The following is a 15,497-nucleotide window of genomic DNA, read 5'->3' on the forward strand; positions in this document are numbered from 1 at the left end:
TCAGTGAAAGATGGAGGCGAGGAGCCCGAGCGCCGCCTTCTTCCGGATCCCGTCTCCGCTCGTCGCGCCCACGCACATCGGGCACCCGGCCTGACACGTGCAGCGTGAGACGAGCTGCCGCGTACGCGCCACGAGCTCGTGCGCCGACTCGTAGATCCGCTCGGCCAAACCCACGCCGCCGGGCACGTTGTCGAAGAGGAAGATCGTCGGATCGAACCCGGCGTGCGGACCGCCCGACGCCTGCGGCGGCTGGTTCTCGTCGTCGCCGCCGTCGCCGAGCGTCTGCCCGATGTCCCGCGGATCGCACATCAGCGCGAGCGTCGAGACCGTCTCCAGCGCGACCGCGATCCCGCGCATCCCCTCGATCGCCGCGGCGCGGCCGAGCCCGAGCTCCATGCACACCTCCTCCGGCACCGTCAGCCAGAAGCTCGTCGTGTGCATCTGCATGTCGGGCAGCCGCACGTCGCCGTAGCCCGTGTTCTCGTGCGTGTGGAACTTGATCTTCTTGTACCCGACGATCTTCTCCACGACGCTCACCTCGCCCCAGCCCGACATGGCCCGGCCGAGCGGCGCGCGCGCGCTCTCCTCGATGACAGCGACCTTGCGCTTCGTCATCGCCGTCGTGAAGTAGTCCGGCTCGACCTTCGTGACGAACGCCTTGTGGTTCTCGTAGTCGAGTTTCTCCACCTGGTACTGCTCGCCGTCGTGCTGGTAGATGGCCTGCTCGTGCAGCATCGTGTGCGTCGAGCGGAAGTCGAGCTCGGCGAGGACCTTGCCCTGGGCCCGATCGATGATGACGAAGTTGTCCCAGCCCACGGTCCGTAGGCTCACGTGGTTCGCCGGGTACGCGTCCGTCGACCAGTGGAACCGATCCTCGGACTCGTGCACCACGCCGTGCCCGGCGAGGAAACGCAGCGCCGCCTCCGTGTTCTCGGGATCCATGCCGCGGTAGTCCTCGCCGCGCAAAAACGGCATCTCGAACGCCGCGCACTTGAGGTGCTGGATCAGGATCTCGGTGTTCTCCGGATCGATCCGCGCCTGCTCGATCTCGCCGCGCAGGAGGTACTCGGGGTTCGTCGCGAGGTACTGATCGAGCGCCGTCGAGTTCGCGACCATGACCGCGATGCTCGTGCCGCCGCGCCTTCCCGCGCGCCCGAAGCGCTGCCACGTCGCCGCGATGCTGCCCGGGTAACCCGCGCAGACGACCGCGTCGAGCTCGCCGATGTCGATTCCGAGCTCGAGCGCGTTCGTGGCCACGACGCAAAGAATCTCTCCCTCGCGTAGCCCGTGCTCCACGCGCCGCCGCGTCTCCGGCAGATACCCGCCGCGGTACGCCATGATCGCGTCGGGCCCGACCTCGTCGCCCACGCGATCACGCAGGTACTTCAGCATGATCTCCACCGAGTTGCGCGACTGCCCGAACACGATCGTCGGCACGCGCGCCCGGATGAGATCCACCGCGAGGTGCACCGACGCCTTGAGCGTGCTCGCGCGCACGCCGAGCTCGGCGTTCACGACGGGCGGGTTGTAGACGAAGAGCCGACGCGACCCGCGCGGCGCGCCCGACTCGCCGAGCACGCGGATCCGATCCTCCGGCACGCCGAGCAGCCGCGACGCGTGCTCGCCCGGGTTCCCGATCGTCGCCGTCGCGCACAGGAAGATCGGATCCGACCCGTGGAACTGCGCCACGCGCCGCACCCGCGCGAGCACGTGCGCCACGTGCGAGCCGAAGACGCCGCGGTACGTGTGCAGCTCGTCGAGCACCACGTACTTGAGCCGCTGGAACGTGCGCGCCCAGTGCGCGTGATGCGGCAGGATCCCCGCGTGCAGCATGTCGGGGTTCGTCATGACGATCGGGCTCCGCTCGCGGGCCGCGCGCCGCGCGTCGCCCGGCGTGTCCCCGTCGTAGACGATGGCCGGGATCGCGAGCCCCGCGTCGCGGATGAGCTTCTGCACCCCGGCCTCCTGGTCCCGGGAGAGCGCCTTCGTTGGATAGAGGTAGATCGCGCTCGCGTCGGGATCGGCCATGAGCGACGAGAGCACGGGCAGGTGGAAGCACATGCTCTTGCCGCTCGCCGTCGGCGTCGCGACGACCACGTGCCTGCGTTCCTTCGCGGCCGCGAGCGCCTCGGCCTGGTGCGCGTAGAGCCGCGTGATCCCGCGTGACGCGAGCGCGCGGCGCAGCGCGTCGGGCAGATCGGCGGGGATGTCGCGGTAGTCCCCCTCGGATGCGGGCAGGGCCCGATCGGCGGTGAGGCAAGGGCGCACGTACCCGGAGGCGAGCCAGCCTTCGATCACGGCATCGACGCCCACGGGCTGCTTCCACGGCGGCAGCGGCATGGCGCGCATACTAAACGGATGTACCGCGGTGCGCCACCATGCCCCGGGGAACAAGGAGGCCTCTGGGCCGCTTTGCAGGTCCATGGCCCATCGCGTACACATGGTCGACCCATGACCGGACAAGACGCCGAGGAAACGCGCGCGGAGGCGCCCCCGAACGACGCCTACCGCCCGTCCCTGCTCTTCCTCGCCGTGGTCACGGTCGTGTCCGCCGCGGCCGATCTCGCCTCGAAGGGCTGGGCGAAGGCCGCGTTGTCCGGGGCAGACAAGGGCCGCGCGAAGAGCATCGAGGTGATCAAGGATCACTTCGACTTCATCTACACGCTGAACCCGGGCGGGGCCTGGAGCTTCCTCCGGAGCTTGCCCGAGAACCTCCGGCGCCCGTTTTTCCTCTTCGTCTCCTCGGCCGCCATCGTCTTCATCGTCTCGGTCTACCGCCGCATCCACCGCGATCAGTGGGCCATGCGCTGGGGCCTGCCCCTCGCGCTCGGCGGCGCGGTCGGCAACCTCGTCGACCGCATCCGTTACGGCTCGGTCATCGACTTCATCGACTTCTACGTCGTCCGGAACGGCCGCGAGATCCACTGGCCCACGTTCAACGTCGCCGACATCGCCATCGTCGCCGGCGTCCTGCTGATGGCCCTCGACACGTTCCTGTCCCGCAAGACGCGCGGCGGCTCGGGCGAGCCCGCGGCGCCGCCTGCCGAGCCCTTGACCGCGAGCCCCGCGCCGCCTTCGCCTCTGCCTCCGGGAGAGGCGTGAGGCAATTCGACACTGGACAGCCGACACGCCTCGGGGTACCGCCGAACACGCTACGGAAAGATTTGGCGCGCCCGCCGGGCGCACCATCGCGAAGATCATGACGGAAGAGAAATCCGAGGAGCAAGAGGCCGCCGGCGCAGCGGGCGAGGGGTCGAACGAGCCGAGCGCGGAGGCCCCCGAGGCCGGGGCGAGCGAGGCCGCGAAGGCCGCGCCGCCGTACCGCGCCTCGTACGTCTTCCTCGCCGTGGTCGCGATCATCACGCTGGCGCTCGATCTCGGCAGCAAGTGGTGGGCGGTCCAGAACCTCGACAAGCCGTTCGCCCGCGTCGACCTGATCAAGGGCTACCTCTCGCTCGCGCTCGCGCACAACCGCGGCGGCGCCTGGGGCCTGCTCCAGAACGAGAGTGAGAACGTGCGCCGGCCGTTCTTCGTGCTCGTGTCGATCGTGGCGATCGCCTTCATCGTCTCGCTCTACCGCAAGCTCGCCCCGAACCAGACGGCGCTCCGGTGGGGCCTGCCGCTCGTGCTCGGCGGCGCGCTCGGCAACCTCGTCGATCGCATCCGCTACGGGCACGTGATCGACTTCATCGACATGTACATCGGCAACGGCACCGGCCTCGACAAGCTCGTCGAGAAGATCTCGGGCCCGATGCGCGAGTACCACTGGCCGACCTACAACATCGCCGACATCGCGATCGTGGCCGGCGTGATCCTGATGGGCGTCGACATGTTCACGTCGCGCAAGAAGAGCGCGCCGCCGAAGAAGGCCGAAGAAGCCTCTTCCTGAAGGAGCCATGCGACCCGAGCTCTTCCGCGTCTTCTACCTCGACATCGGGTTCCCGGCCTATTTCGGGCTGCTCCTCACGGGCTTCCTGTTCGCCACGGCGCTCGGATCCATGTGGGCGCGGCGAATCGGGCAGGACCCCGATGTCATCGTCGATCTCGGGCTCGCGTGTCTGCTCATGGGCGTCGTCGGCGGGCGCCTGCTCCACGTCGTCGCGGACGGCTACTTCTGGGACTACGTGAACCTCTGCATCGACCCCACGAAGGTCGACTGGCCCTACAACGAGGCCCAGTGCGGGCAGCTCGTCCCGCGCGGCTCGGGGTTCAACCTCTTCGGCTGGTACCCGTTCGGCCAGGAAGAACGGGTCGCGCGCGGCGTCTGGGACGCGGCGCGCGGGGTCTGCCATCCGCCGGCGCAGGATTGCTTCGCGTGGGCGAAGTTCTGGCAGGGCGGGCTCGCGTATTACGGCGGGTTCATCGGCTCGTCACTGATGGCGGTCTACCTGCTCAGGCGTGATCGGTTTCCCTTCTGGAAAGCGGCGGACATGGCCGGTTTCGCCGTGCCGCTCGGGCTCGGGTTCGGGCGCATGGGGTGCCTGCTCGCGGGTTGCTGCTTCGGCGTGCGCACGGACGGGCCGCTTGGGCTCGCGTTCCCCGCGAACAGCCCCGCGAGCGAGGCGCAGTGGAAGCTCCACGAGCTGCCCGGCATGAACCACGTCTCGCACCCCGTGCACCCCACGCAGATCTACGAGTCGGCCGTCTCGTTCGCGATCGCGGCCTTCTGCCTGCTCTACGTGCACGGCAGGAAGCGCTACGACGGCCAGGTCTTCGTCGCCTTCCTCGCGCTCTACGCCATCGGCCGTTTCCTGCTCGAGTTCCTCCGCGCCGACGATCGTGGTGGCCTCCTCGGCCTCTCCACCTCCCAGCTCATCGGCCTCGCGATCTGCGGCCTCGCCTTCGCCCTCCACAAGCTCCGCACCCGCAGCTCCTCGGCCACGCCCCCGGCATCCCCGAGCGCAAAAACCGCAACGGCAAGCTGACCGTCCGCGCAGGATCGATGCGCGTCCCCCGCGAGGCATTTTGCCGCACGCGGGAAGCGCTTATCCTTGCGGCATGACGATGTCCTCTTCGCTTTCGCCTCTCCTTCGTGCCTTCGTGTTCGGGAGCCTCGTGTTCGTCGCGGCGGCGTGTGGGTCCGCGGAGACCGATCTCGACCCGCGGCCTCCGTGCACCGGTCCGGGCTGTGTGAACCCGAGCGGCGGTTCCACCGCGAGCGGCGGCGGAGGCGGGCAGGGAGGCGAGGGCGGGGCGCTCTCGAGCGACGTGACCGGCAACGTGGGCGTGCTGAACGAGCCGAGCTTCGCGCAGATCGGCCCCTACGCCGGCGCCGCGACGATCTTCGCCACGTCGAGCACGGGCATGCCGCTCGAAGCGCCCTACGGCGACATGGTCACGAGCTTCAGCTTGCCCTCCGTGATCAGCGGGACGCCCTGGATCTTCGTGCGCGATGAGACCATCGGGGCCACGGGCATCCTGTCCACGCACTCGGCCGTGCGCGTGCCCTCCTCGGGCCCCGTGACCTTGCCCGTCGTCGATCGGAACGTGCTTTCGTCGATCGCCTCGACCTTGCCCGCGCCGCTCGTCATCGACACGACGCGCGCGCACCTCATCATCAAGGTCTCACGCAACGGTCAACCGCTCTCCGGAGTGACGCTCACGACGCCGCTGCCGGGCGCAGAAATCGCCTACGACACGGGTGTCGGGCTCTACTCGAACCAGACGAACCTCACAGGCACGGCAGGCGTGATCCTCGCCTTCGACGTCGATGCGCCCCAGACAGCCGAGCAACGCACGTTCACGCTGACGGACGCAGCCCAGCAGGGCTTCATGATCCAGCTGCCGATCCAGGCGGGCGCAGCGACGGTCGCGGCGTTCACGTTGTAGACCTGTCCTTGACGGGATCAGGGCCATCCTCGAAAGTACGCGCCCCAGATGAAAGCGACGAAGGGCAAGGCGCGGCCAGCGGAAGACGTCATCCCCGACGAGGCGCCCGCAAGGCCGGCCGAGGAGGCGCCCGAAGAGGGCGCAGCCCCGCCGCCAGGCGAGACCGCAGCCGACATCGCGCCCGTGGTCAGCGGCAATCTCAAGCGTCTGCGCACGGAGCGCGGGCTCTCCCTGGAGAAGCTCGCCCGCGCCTCGGGCGTGAGCCGCGCCATGCTCGGGCAAATCGAGCTCGGTCAGAGCACGCCGACGATCAGCGTGCTCTGGAAGATCGCGCGCGCCCTCGACGTGCCGTTCTCCGCGCTCATCAACCCCGAATCCGGCCCCGGCGCGATGGTCCTGCCCGCCGCACGCGCCCGCGTGCTGCGCAGCATCGACGGCACGTTCCAGTCGCGCGCGCTCTTCCCGATGGACCGGCCACGCAGCGTGGAGTTCTACGAGCTACGCCTCGCCCCCCACGCCGAAGAACGCGCAGATCCGCACCCGCCCGGGACGGTCGAGAACCTCGTGGTCAACGCAGGCCGCTGCGAGATGACGATCGGCGCAGAAAAACGAATGCTCGGGACAGGCGACGCCATCGTCTTCGAAGCCGACGTGCCGCACGTGTACCGAAACCCAGACGCGGTCGAGACGATCATGTACCTCGTCATGACCTACGCGCAGCGGCTCTAGCTGGCAGGCTGATCGCCGGGGTTTCACCCCGGACCCGACCAGGGGTTGTCCACCCCTGGACCCGGACCAGCGCAAGCGCTGGACCCGGGGTCGATGAACTGCGCTTCGCGCAGTTCATCGAACAGGCCGTGGCAAGACCGGCGACGATGTTGCCAGCCAAAACCGCAGCGTTGACGTGTCCGCTCGACGAGGGGGCAACGCTGCTGTCTCAGCAGGCAACGCCGCTCGTGGTCTTGCCCCGGGCCCGTCCGAGAAACCGCGCATCGCGCGGTTTCTCGGCCTTCGGTCCAGGCCGTGCCTGGTCCGGGGTGCAGGGGGCGGACAGCCCCCTGCTCGGGGTCCGGGGTGAAACCCCGGCGGCCATGCCCTCAGCCTGCTGCTGCCGCCTTCCGCGCCCATGCTGCGCGCGCCGTGTTCTGCAACAGACACGCGATGGTCATCGGCCCGACGCCGCCTGGCACGGGTGTGATGAACGAGGCGCGTTCTCGGGCGCCGTCCGTGTCCACGTCGCCGCAGAGCTTGCCGGCTTCGTCGCGGTTCATGCCCACGTCGATCACGACGGCGCCTTCCTTGATCCAGTCGCGTTTTACCATCCGCGCGCGCCCCACGGCGACGACCAGCACGTCGGCCTCGCGGCATACGGCGGGCAGATCCTTCGTGCGTGAGTGCGCCATCGTCACCGTTGCGTTTGCCCCGAGCAGCAGCATCGCCATCGGTTTGCCCACGATGTTGCTCCGCCCCACGACCACGGCGCGTGCTCCTTCGAGCGAACGACCCGACTCCGCGATCAGCCTCATGCAGCCTGTCGGCGTGCATGGCACCAGCGCGGCCTTGCCCGTGGCCAGGTGCCCTGCGTTGATCGGGTGGAAGCCGTCCACGTCCTTGGCTGGCGACACGGCGTCGATCACGCGATCCTCGCGGATGTGCTTCGGCAGCGGGAGCTGCACGAGGATGCCGTCGACGGACTCGTCTGCGTTCAGCGCTGCGATTCGATCGAGCAGCTCGGCCTCGCTCGTCTCGGCGGGCAGCCGATGCAGCCTTCCGCGCATCCCCACCTCGTTCGAGGCTTTTTCCTTGTTGCGCGTGTAGACCACGCTTGCCGGGTCTTCACCCACGAGGATCACGTCGAGGCCGGGCGGACGACCGTGCTTTTCGACGAAGCGCGCGACGTCTGCGCGCACCTCGTCACGCACCTTTTGCGCCAGGGCTTTCCCGTCGAGGAGGGCTCCACTCATGCGGCGGAGTCTAGGCAGAAATCTGGGCTAGGCCACGTGCGCGCGCCGGGGATGGGTCCCGGCTGCGCGGTCGATCCAGTCGATGAGCTGCGCGGCCCGGACGAGCCCGGCTTGCGACACGACCGGCTCGCCGCCGCGCAGCACCACGAAATGCGGGATGCCACGGACACCGTAGCGACTGGCGAGCTCAGGATGCTCGTCCGTGTTCACCTTCAGCACGATCGCCTTGCCGGCTCGGTGGGCGGCGGCGCGGGCGACCTCGGGGGTCGCCATCCGGCAGGGACCGCACCAGGGGGCCCAGAAATCCACGAGGACGGGCACCTTCGCGGTGCGGACGATGTCCCCGAACTCCCGGGCATCGACCTCCAGGGCCTCGGCGAGCGGCGGGAGAGGGGATTTGCAGGCGCCGCAGCGACCGGTGTCGCTCAGACGCTCCGGGGGGATTCGATTCTTCGTCTGGCAAGACGGACAAGTGCGGATCACGGGATACCTCGACGTCGAGCGGGCGGGCGCGCACCGACAACACGCTCGTTGCCCCGCGCCATGCGAAGGCCGTGCCGATGTCTAACAGTACTCCGCGATGATCTCCCAGCAGGCTTGGGCGAACTCTTGGTAGAGCGATCGATCGAGCTCGCGGAGCGGCTCGCTCATCACGCCGCGGTGCTCGGAGAACAGCGAGGTCAGCGCGCCCTCGATCTCGTTCGCCGTCTCGACCCACAAAAACTCCTCGATCGCGTTGCAAATCTGATCGCGGATCAGCGTGGGCACCTCGCGGAGCTGCACCTTGCCGTGGATGCGGCGCGCGACCATCGAGGCGATGCGCTCGGCGTGCTCGGGCCAGCCGCGGAGCGCCTTGTGGAACGTCGAGCCGACCAGGCGCAAACTTTGCTGCGCCAGGCGCCGCACGCGCGGCCTTTGCACCCGCTCCTCGTGCTCGGCGACCATCGACAGGTACTCGTCCGTCAGGAGCTTACGGAGGTCCTCGGAGAGCATGCTCTGCGACTCCTGCGTCAGCTTGAGCTCTGCGATCTGCGCGAGGAACACGTCCCGGAGCACGCTGAGGCGCGAGATGAGCGTGCCTTCGGGTGTCGTGTCGAGGATCAGGGCGAGAGGATCGATGAGGTGCCGACCGAACGTCGTGAGGACGTGATCGAGGATGCGCTTCTGGTGTTGCTCGCGAGCGAGGACGGAGAGAGCGCGCGCCAGGATCTGACGGTTCGGCGCATCCACGAGTACGTCGCCGGCGGCGGAGCCGTAGTCGTACATGCGGAGCGACGTGAGCATCTCGCGGAAGGCTTCGAGGTTCTCGGCCGTCCCGCCCTCCTCGCCGTAGACGCGGATGACGAGGCCCGATCCGGCCTGGGCGAGGAACAAGCGCTGGATTTCCTGCTCGACGTCCTGCTCGCTGATCAGGCCCGAAGGCGGGGGCGTAGACGGCTCGGGCATGGGGTTCCTTTCCTTCACGAACGCTGAACCTGTGTAGCGCGGTCGGGCTCTTCCCGGAACGAAAAGTTCGTCAGGACGATACCAAGAGTCGGCGCGCGAAATCCCGCAGGGTCGTGGGCAACTGTCTGTCCTCGGCCACGCGGCGGATGTCGTCCTGCATCTGGCGGAGCTCGGACGGCAGGAGCCACCCGAGCGCCAGACGGGTCGTGTAGTGCATGTTCTTCGCGAGCACGGCGCGGACGATGCCGAACGCGGGGAAGGCGAAGGAAGCCGAGTGCTCCGGCAACCCCAGCGCGCGTCCGGCTTCTTCGAGCTTGTCATCGAAGGCGTCGCGTTTCCACTCCAGCACCTCGTGGAAAACATGCGCATCTTCCGTGCTGTACGGAGTGATCGTGTCGCCTTCGGCGCTCGCGAGCACGAACGTCCCTTCGCCGTCGATGCCCACACGCGCGCCCGAGTCGAGCGTCACGAGCGGGAGGAAGGTGCGCCCTCCGAGAGGCTCGCCCTTGCCTTCCGCCGCGATGGCGCGGACGTGCAGGCGGAACGTTTCATCCATCGCCCGATTCTCTCATGGAAACGGCCCGCGCATAGAGCCCCGTGATAGGCTGCTCGGCGCGCTTCCGTCCGCGGCGATCGGTACTGGAGAGGTTTGGAAATGGGCAAGGCGTTCGGGTGGGGCCTCGCAGCGCTCCTCGTCACCGCGGCCGCATGCACGGCGGACGGAGATGACACCGGTAGCGGAGGCGGAGGCGGAAGCGCGAGCGGAAGCGGAAGCGGAGGCGGCGGCGGCACCGGCGGCGGCGGAAGCACGAGCGGCACCGGCGGCGGCGTGACGCCCGATTGCATGGACGGTCTTGCCAACGGGGACGAGACCGGCGTCGATTGCGGCGGACCGACCTGCGGCATGCTCGGGTTCAAGTGCCCCAAGGGCTCCGGCTGCCTCACCTATGACGATTGTTTGACCGGCAACTGTTGCGGCGGGAGCGGAGCGCAGCCCGGCACCTGCATCGCCGCGGACGAGATGTGCATGATCCGCTGAATGCTCAGGGCAGATCGATGATCCGGTAGTGGTGTCGGTAATCGAATAGCGGTGAGCTCGCATGCGCGGAGAGCCGCAAGATGTCGGCCACGCGTGGCTCGTGCGAGATGAACAGGACGAAATCCTGGTGCACCTCGGTGAAGAGCTCGAACAGGCTCGACCGTTGTTGCGGAGCGAGCGAGGGCGGCTTTTTCCGGTGTTTTGCGGGATCAGCGCGGAAGCGCTTCGAGAAGAAGGGACGGTCGTCGCTCTTCACGCAGCGCAGGATCCGCTCGAGGTCCTGGGGCCCGACGCGATCCGGGACGAGGCCGCAGAGCGTGATGCCAAGCGAGAGGCGCGCCTCGTCGAGCTCCTCGAGCTCGCTCGAAACGCACGCCTCGGCCGCGAGCCCCGCAGCCCTCATGCGGTCGAGCTCGGCGATGAGGGCCGACTTGTACATCGCTGGAGACGCATGCTCCGGCGACGCGGGGACATACCCGAAAATGAGCCCACCACGCATGGACCCGCGGATCAGGTCCTCCATCCGGTACGCCATGCCCCCCTCCGACGTGACGCGTGACGAGGGAATCTGTACTCCCGCCGCGCCGCGTCGCAACCCGGGCAAGCGCGTCGACGAAGAGGCGAGGGGAGCAGCCGACCAGGGCGTTTTGCGGCAGAAAACGCGCGGATCGTCACGGACGAGACCCAGGGGGCATGGCCGTTGCAGTGACCTCCGGGGCGCGCGCGTTCACCGTGCGGACGTGATGCACTGCCACAGAGGAGGTTCCCCGTGCCCCATCAAGTCGGCGAGCGACTTCGCTGCGAGGATTGCGGAGCGGAGATCGTGTATACGAAAGCCTGTTCCTGCCCGGAGCGCGATCCGAAGACCCACGCGGACATCTGCTGCGGCAAGGAAATGCACAACCTCGGCGTCGAGGGGGCGCCCGAGCAGCAGCCCCGGAAAGCTTCGGGGTTCTGACGCGCTCCTTCGCCGAGCGCGCGCCGGGCGAGCCGATCACGAAAGGCGGGCCGCGCGAATGCGCGGATCACGTGCTCTTCACGCCGTCCTGTGGTTCGCCCTGACGTGCGCGCGGCTGCTCACGGCGCCGCGCCCCGCTGCCGCGCAAGCTCCGCCGGCCGGCGACGGCGTATGTGCCCCCCTCGGCACGGGCGATTGTGGGCCGACCGGAGGGGACGCGGGCGTGGCGGGGGGAGCGGCCCCATCACCGGGCGAGCAGAAAATCGAGCTCCCCCGGCTCGTGGTTTACTGGGGCGTCGGCTGTCCCCATTGCGAGAGCGCAATGCCCTTCGTCCGCTCCCTGGAGCGAGGCGGCGGGCTCGTGGTCGAGCTCGTGGAGATCCGCAGGGACGCCGCGGGTCGTGAGCGATTTCTCGCAGAGGTGAAGCGCCTCGGTCTCTCGGCGCCGGGCATTCCGCTCTTCGTGCTCAGGGACCGTCATGTGATGGGATTCCGCGAAGGCGTCACCGAGGAGCAGATCCGGGCGATGATCCGCGACGCGGCCGCGGGGAAACCGGCGTCGGCCGCGGAGGATGTCGCGAGCATCGATCTCCCGTGGATCGGCAAGATCGAGCCCGGCGCTCATTCGCTCACGGCGCTCGCGCTGATCGTGGGGCTCGTGGACGGCATCAACCCGTGCGCGATGTACGTGCTCGTCGCCATGCTGGGCATTCTGCTCCACGTCCGCTCCCGCAGGCGCGTCTTCCTCTTCGGGGGGACCTTCGTGGTGATGTCGGGCGTCGTCTATTTCGTATTCATGACGGCGTGGCTCAACCTCTTCGCGCTCACCGGCCTCGCGCGGGGGATCACCGTCCTGCTCGGGGTGGCGCTGGTGGTGATGGGGCTCGTCAACCTGAAAGAGCTGGCGTGGTTCAAGAAGGGCGTCTCGCTGATGATCCCGAAAAAGGCCAAGCCGGGCCTCTTTCGCCGCATGCGGGGCGTGGCGAGCGCCGCGACCCTGCCCGCCGCGCTCGCGGGCGTCGCGGTGCTCGCCTTCGTCGTCAACCTCGTCGAGCTCGGGTGCACCCTGGGGCTCCCGGCGGTCTTCACGCGCATCCTGAGCCTGCAAACGGAGCTCACCCTTGCGGAGCGGTACGGCCTCTTGGCGCTGTACAACCTGGCGTATGTCGTGCCACTCGCCGCCGTGGTGCTCGTCGTCGGGCTCACGCTGCACCGGGTGAACTTCAGCGCGTGTGCCGCGAAGGGATTGAAGCTCGTGAGCGGCGTGCTCCTGATCGGATTCGGGGTGCTGTTCGTGGCGGCGCCGGAGGTGCTTCACTAGCCCGGGGATATGGCACCGGCACCGTCCCGCTCAAGACCGCCGAGGTTTTCGACCGGACGACCAGCAAAGGGTCGACCCTCAAACCCATGCTGGCCGCACGGGCACAACACACGGCGACGCTCCTGCCGACGGGATACATCCTCTTCGTGGGCGGCGCGGGAGCCTCGAACGCGGCTTTGGCGACCGCTGAGCTCTACAGCCTCCACCTCGATGATTTCATGGGCACGGTCTCCATGTCCGTCCCGCGATACCGACAAACGGCCACGCTCTTACAAGACGGCCGCGTGCTCGTGGCGGGCGGCGGTTCAGGGGTGGGCGTGGATACCTTGCTCTACACGGGCCCCGCGCCTTCCGCGTGTGCCTCGGCGGACCATTGTCCGACGGGGTTCTGCGTCGACGGCTATTGCTGTGACAGTGCGTGCGGCGACGGGGCGACCGACGATTGCCAGGCCTGCAACGTCCCCGGCGCCCTCGGCCAATGCACCCTGCTTTCGGCTGGAACCGAATGCCGCGCGGCCACGGGCACTTGCGACGCGCCCGAGGTCTGCTCCGGCGACGTCGGCGCCTGCCCGGCCGACGGAGCGGCGCCGGACGGCACCACGTGCGACGACGACAATGTCTGTACGCAGGCGGATGCTTGCCAGAGCGGCCTGTGCACCGGGAGTCCCCTGATCTGCGTGGCGCCCGACGAATGCCACGAAGCCAGCGCGTGCGACCCGAAAATGGGCTGCGGGAGCGCACCCAAGCCCGACGGGACGCCTTGCAGCCTGGGGACTTGCCAGGCGGGCGTGTGCCTGGGGAATGGTGGCGGAGGCAGCGGTGGGGGGGACGGCGGAGCCGGCGACGAAGGCGGAGAACCCCCGGCCGGCGGCTGCGGCACGAGCGGCTCGCCCACGGGCCACGCGGGGTGGCTGGTGCTCGCAGCGTTGCTCCTTCTGCGACGACGGCCAAGGGCGTAAGGCGACAACCACATAGGGGCGGCACGTGTGCGCTTGCGCCGCCCCATCCTCTATTCGTATTCGTGCCACGGACGGCGACACGCCGACCGACCGTGCCCATTCACTTCGGACTCCGCACGAGGACGGCGCGCGTGTAGAGGAGCTCGAATCCCTGTCGCTGCACGTTTTCCTGCGATTTGGATCCCGGTTGCGTGGTCACGACGGCCACGTCGCATCCGGCCTTGGCGGCGATCTCGAGCCGCGCAGCGAGGAGCGCGCTCTGCACCCCGCGCCGCCGATGCTCGGGCAAAGTCGCCGCGCCGCAGAGCTGGGCCACGCCCTTTGCGAGCCGCAGGCTGGCGGCGCCCGCGACCACGCCGTCGCGCCGTGCCAGGTAGCGGGAGAACCCGCTGGCCGACGCCATGTCGAGCATGACGTTCTCGAGCAGCTCGCGCGGGAAGGACTCGTGGGAGGCTACGCCCTGGGTGTCAGGGCTCGCGAAGCCCGTCACCACCACGTCGGTCCACGCGGAGAGCTCCGAGAGGGGGCTCGGCTGGACGTCGACGACAGGCGCCCGCGGCGCTTCGGGCGAGGCCGGTAAACTCCGGCCGAGCACGTTTTCGAATCCCTGAAGCACGTAGCCGCGCAGGGTGAGCTCGCGGGCAATCGAGGGATCCGCGAGGTTCGCGATCTCCACCTGCACCGGCGACCCACGCTCCGCGAAGGCCTGCTCGACCGCTACGAGGGCGGCCTCGTCGAGCGGGCCGGCGAAGCCAAGGCCCGCGACCTTGTTGAGCGGAGAGTTCGGAGCGCTGAACGTCGCGATGCCGCCCGCCAGCGGGATCGCAAAGGGGCGCGTTTCGGGGTGCCGGCGCAGAGCCACGTCGACGCTGTCGGCAAGGAGGCCGCATTCGGCCTCCTCGATGCGGGCAGCAAGGTTGGTGCTGGCGAAGAGCATGAACGTTCGAGCATCCTAGCGGACACGACGGAGTACCGCACGTCCCGAGCCATCAACCCGACCGCTTTCGGATGCTCGTCGGACGCTTGGGAAGGTGACGGAGGCCCATCCACGCGCACGATCGGTACGACATCGCCTGGCCGTTTGACCTCCTGCCTACCCGAGCGTATCTACGCTACCGCAGGTAACGCGCAGTCGCTGCCCCTGAGAGGACCCCCGCATGAACGACGACTTGCTTGCACAGCCTGCAAACGGCTTCGAACCGCACTCCGAGAAGCCCCGGCTCCGCGGCGTCATCCACCAGTGGGCCGCGGTGGTCGCGTTCGTCGCGGGCGTGGCGCTCGTATGCATCACCGCCGAGATCCGCCGTTCGGTGGCCGCCGCGGTCTACAGCCTCAGCCTGCTCACCCTCTTCTCGGTCAGCGCAACGTACCACCGAATCAACTGGGGGCCGAGGGCACGCCTGCGAATGCGTCGCCTCGACCACGCGGCCATCTTCGTACTCATTGCGGGCACGTACACGCCCGTCGCCCTGATCGCCCTGGGCTCCGGAGACGGGACGAGGCTCTGCGCGCTGGCGTGGACGTGTGCAGCCGTCGGCATCATCAAGTCGATTTTCTGGTCGGGATCACCGAAATGGGTCACCGCTGCCCTGGCCGTCGCCGCCGGCTGGTGCATCGTGCCTTTTCTGAGCGCCGTGGGGCGCGCGCTCGATTCCACGCAGCTCTTCCTGCTCTTCGGCGGGGGCGTCGTCTACACCGTCGGCGCCCTGGCCTACGCATCGAGGCGCCCGAACCCCGTGGTCGGCGTCTTCGGCTACCACGAGGTCTTCCACGCCTGCACCGTCGTCGCCGCCGCGATGCATTTCGCGGCCGTCGTGAAGATCGTTCGAGGGGCGTAGGCGCCCCGCAGCAAGAGGCGCGCGGCGGTGGGACGCACGGGGCCTTCGTGGACGGTGGAACGGATCGGTCTCCCGAACGCGGCCCGGTTCTGCGCCGGGAGTGAGGAGCGGGGGCGGCCGACGGGGTCGTTTTGCGATCGCGG

At 68.8% G+C, this 15,497-nt stretch carries 17 protein-coding genes; 10 read left to right on the top strand and 7 right to left on the bottom strand.

Annotated features, from left to right (window positions below):
- Positions 1-2,340: a DEAD/DEAH box helicase gene (locus QHF83_RS23675; RefSeq protein WP_348980463.1), complete on the bottom strand. Its 2,340-nt coding sequence runs from the start codon at positions 2,338-2,340 to the stop codon at positions 1-3.
- A gap of 111 nt (positions 2,341-2,451) precedes the next feature.
- On the opposite strand from QHF83_RS23675, the gene lspA (QHF83_RS23680) reads away from it, so the two are divergent.
- The 5 genes from lspA (QHF83_RS23680) (at position 2,452) to QHF83_RS23700 (ending at position 6,558) form a co-directional block, all read left to right on the top strand.
- A complete protein-coding gene (lspA, locus tag QHF83_RS23680) occupies positions 2,452-3,102 on the top strand; it encodes a signal peptidase II (protein WP_282420186.1) in 651 nt (216 codons plus the stop codon).
- A gap of 97 nt (positions 3,103-3,199) precedes the next feature.
- Entirely contained in the window at positions 3,200-3,889 is a 690-nt protein-coding gene (gene lspA / locus QHF83_RS23685; RefSeq protein WP_282420187.1) for a signal peptidase II, read from the top strand.
- Positions 3,890-3,896: 7 nt separating this feature from the next.
- On the top strand, positions 3,897-4,925 hold the full coding sequence (locus QHF83_RS23690) for a prolipoprotein diacylglyceryl transferase (protein WP_282420188.1): 1,029 nt from the start codon (positions 3,897-3,899) through the stop codon (positions 4,923-4,925).
- 73 nt (positions 4,926-4,998) lie between these two features.
- Positions 4,999-5,829: a hypothetical protein gene (locus QHF83_RS23695; protein ID WP_282420189.1), complete on the top strand. Its 831-nt coding sequence runs from the start codon at positions 4,999-5,001 to the stop codon at positions 5,827-5,829.
- A gap of 48 nt (positions 5,830-5,877) precedes the next feature.
- Entirely contained in the window at positions 5,878-6,558 is a 681-nt protein-coding gene (locus QHF83_RS23700) for an XRE family transcriptional regulator (RefSeq protein ID WP_282420190.1), read from the top strand.
- 368 nt (positions 6,559-6,926) lie between these two features.
- Here QHF83_RS23700 and folD read toward each other — a convergent pair whose 3' ends face one another.
- The 4 genes from folD to QHF83_RS23720 all read right to left on the bottom strand — a co-directional run bounded on the left by folD (position 6,927) and on the right by QHF83_RS23720 (position 9,795).
- Positions 6,927-7,793, bottom strand: a complete 867-nt coding sequence (gene folD, locus QHF83_RS23705) for a bifunctional methylenetetrahydrofolate dehydrogenase/methenyltetrahydrofolate cyclohydrolase FolD (protein WP_282420191.1) — start codon at positions 7,791-7,793, stop codon at positions 6,927-6,929.
- 27 nt (positions 7,794-7,820) lie between these two features.
- Positions 7,821-8,276, bottom strand: a complete 456-nt coding sequence (gene trxA, locus QHF83_RS23710; protein ID WP_282420192.1) for a thioredoxin — start codon at positions 8,274-8,276, stop codon at positions 7,821-7,823.
- Positions 8,277-8,357: 81 nt separating this feature from the next.
- A complete protein-coding gene (locus QHF83_RS23715) occupies positions 8,358-9,239 on the bottom strand; it encodes a hypothetical protein (protein WP_282420193.1) in 882 nt (293 codons plus the stop codon).
- Between the two features lie 70 nt (positions 9,240-9,309).
- Positions 9,310-9,795: a hypothetical protein gene (locus tag QHF83_RS23720; protein ID WP_282420194.1), complete on the bottom strand. Its 486-nt coding sequence runs from the start codon at positions 9,793-9,795 to the stop codon at positions 9,310-9,312.
- 99 nt (positions 9,796-9,894) lie between these two features.
- Here QHF83_RS23720 and QHF83_RS23725 point away from each other — a divergent pair, with 99 nt between their 5' ends.
- Positions 9,895-10,278, top strand: coding sequence for a hypothetical protein (locus tag QHF83_RS23725; protein ID WP_282420195.1), 384 nt, complete (start codon positions 9,895-9,897; stop codon positions 10,276-10,278).
- 4 nt (positions 10,279-10,282) lie between these two features.
- Here QHF83_RS23725 and QHF83_RS23730 read toward each other — a convergent pair whose 3' ends face one another.
- Positions 10,283-10,813, bottom strand: coding sequence for a hypothetical protein (locus QHF83_RS23730; RefSeq protein ID WP_282420196.1), 531 nt, complete (start codon positions 10,811-10,813; stop codon positions 10,283-10,285).
- A gap of 234 nt (positions 10,814-11,047) precedes the next feature.
- Here QHF83_RS23730 and QHF83_RS23735 point away from each other — a divergent pair, with 234 nt between their 5' ends.
- The 3 genes from QHF83_RS23735 (at position 11,048) to QHF83_RS23745 (ending at position 13,516) form a co-directional block, all read left to right on the top strand.
- The gene (locus QHF83_RS23735; protein WP_282420197.1) at positions 11,048-11,236 is read left to right on the top strand and encodes a hypothetical protein; all 189 of its coding nucleotides are present in this window, start codon (positions 11,048-11,050) and stop codon (positions 11,234-11,236) included.
- 58 nt (positions 11,237-11,294) lie between these two features.
- On the top strand, positions 11,295-12,557 hold the full coding sequence (locus QHF83_RS23740) for a hypothetical protein (protein WP_282420198.1): 1,263 nt from the start codon (positions 11,295-11,297) through the stop codon (positions 12,555-12,557).
- Positions 12,558-12,643: 86 nt separating this feature from the next.
- Positions 12,644-13,516, top strand: a complete 873-nt coding sequence (locus tag QHF83_RS23745; protein ID WP_282420199.1) for an MYXO-CTERM sorting domain-containing protein — start codon at positions 12,644-12,646, stop codon at positions 13,514-13,516.
- A 100-nt stretch (positions 13,517-13,616) separates the two neighbouring features.
- Here QHF83_RS23745 and QHF83_RS23750 read toward each other — a convergent pair whose 3' ends face one another.
- On the bottom strand, positions 13,617-14,453 hold the full coding sequence (locus QHF83_RS23750; RefSeq protein ID WP_282420200.1) for a GNAT family N-acetyltransferase: 837 nt from the start codon (positions 14,451-14,453) through the stop codon (positions 13,617-13,619).
- Positions 14,454-14,673: 220 nt separating this feature from the next.
- Between QHF83_RS23750 and QHF83_RS23755 the strand changes: the two genes are divergently transcribed.
- On the top strand, positions 14,674-15,354 hold the full coding sequence (locus QHF83_RS23755; protein ID WP_282420201.1) for a hemolysin III family protein: 681 nt from the start codon (positions 14,674-14,676) through the stop codon (positions 15,352-15,354).
- The last annotated feature ends 143 nt before the right edge of the window (positions 15,355-15,497 follow it).

It is taken from the genome of Polyangium sp. 15x6 (assembly GCF_029960785.1).
Classification (GTDB): Bacteria; Myxococcota_A; Polyangia; order Polyangiales; family Polyangiaceae; genus Polyangium.

Bases quoted from the DNA above. Each gene is read 5' to 3' on its own strand.
- QHF83_RS23675 (WP_348980463.1), bottom strand. From the start codon at position 2,340: ATGCCGCTGCCGCCGTGGAAGCAGCCCGTGGGCGTCGATGCCGTGATC.
- lspA (WP_282420186.1), top strand. From the start codon at position 2,452: ATGACCGGACAAGACGCCGAGGAAACGCGCGCGGAGGCGCCCCCGAAC.
- lspA (WP_282420187.1), top strand. From the start codon at position 3,200: ATGACGGAAGAGAAATCCGAGGAGCAAGAGGCCGCCGGCGCAGCGGGC.
- QHF83_RS23690 (WP_282420188.1), top strand. From the start codon at position 3,897: ATGCGACCCGAGCTCTTCCGCGTCTTCTACCTCGACATCGGGTTCCCG.
- QHF83_RS23695 (WP_282420189.1), top strand. From the start codon at position 4,999: ATGACGATGTCCTCTTCGCTTTCGCCTCTCCTTCGTGCCTTCGTGTTC.
- QHF83_RS23700 (WP_282420190.1), top strand. From the start codon at position 5,878: ATGAAAGCGACGAAGGGCAAGGCGCGGCCAGCGGAAGACGTCATCCCC.
- folD (WP_282420191.1), bottom strand. From the start codon at position 7,793: ATGAGTGGAGCCCTCCTCGACGGGAAAGCCCTGGCGCAAAAGGTGCGT.
- QHF83_RS23715 (WP_282420193.1), bottom strand. From the start codon at position 9,239: ATGCCCGAGCCGTCTACGCCCCCGCCTTCGGGCCTGATCAGCGAGCAG.
- QHF83_RS23720 (WP_282420194.1), bottom strand. From the start codon at position 9,795: ATGGATGAAACGTTCCGCCTGCACGTCCGCGCCATCGCGGCGGAAGGC.
- QHF83_RS23725 (WP_282420195.1), top strand. From the start codon at position 9,895: ATGGGCAAGGCGTTCGGGTGGGGCCTCGCAGCGCTCCTCGTCACCGCG.
- QHF83_RS23730 (WP_282420196.1), bottom strand. From the start codon at position 10,813: ATGGCGTACCGGATGGAGGACCTGATCCGCGGGTCCATGCGTGGTGGG.
- QHF83_RS23740 (WP_282420198.1), top strand. From the start codon at position 11,295: ATGCGCGGATCACGTGCTCTTCACGCCGTCCTGTGGTTCGCCCTGACG.
- QHF83_RS23745 (WP_282420199.1), top strand. From the start codon at position 12,644: ATGCTGGCCGCACGGGCACAACACACGGCGACGCTCCTGCCGACGGGA.
- QHF83_RS23750 (WP_282420200.1), bottom strand. From the start codon at position 14,453: ATGCTCTTCGCCAGCACCAACCTTGCTGCCCGCATCGAGGAGGCCGAA.
- QHF83_RS23755 (WP_282420201.1), top strand. From the start codon at position 14,674: ATGAACGACGACTTGCTTGCACAGCCTGCAAACGGCTTCGAACCGCAC.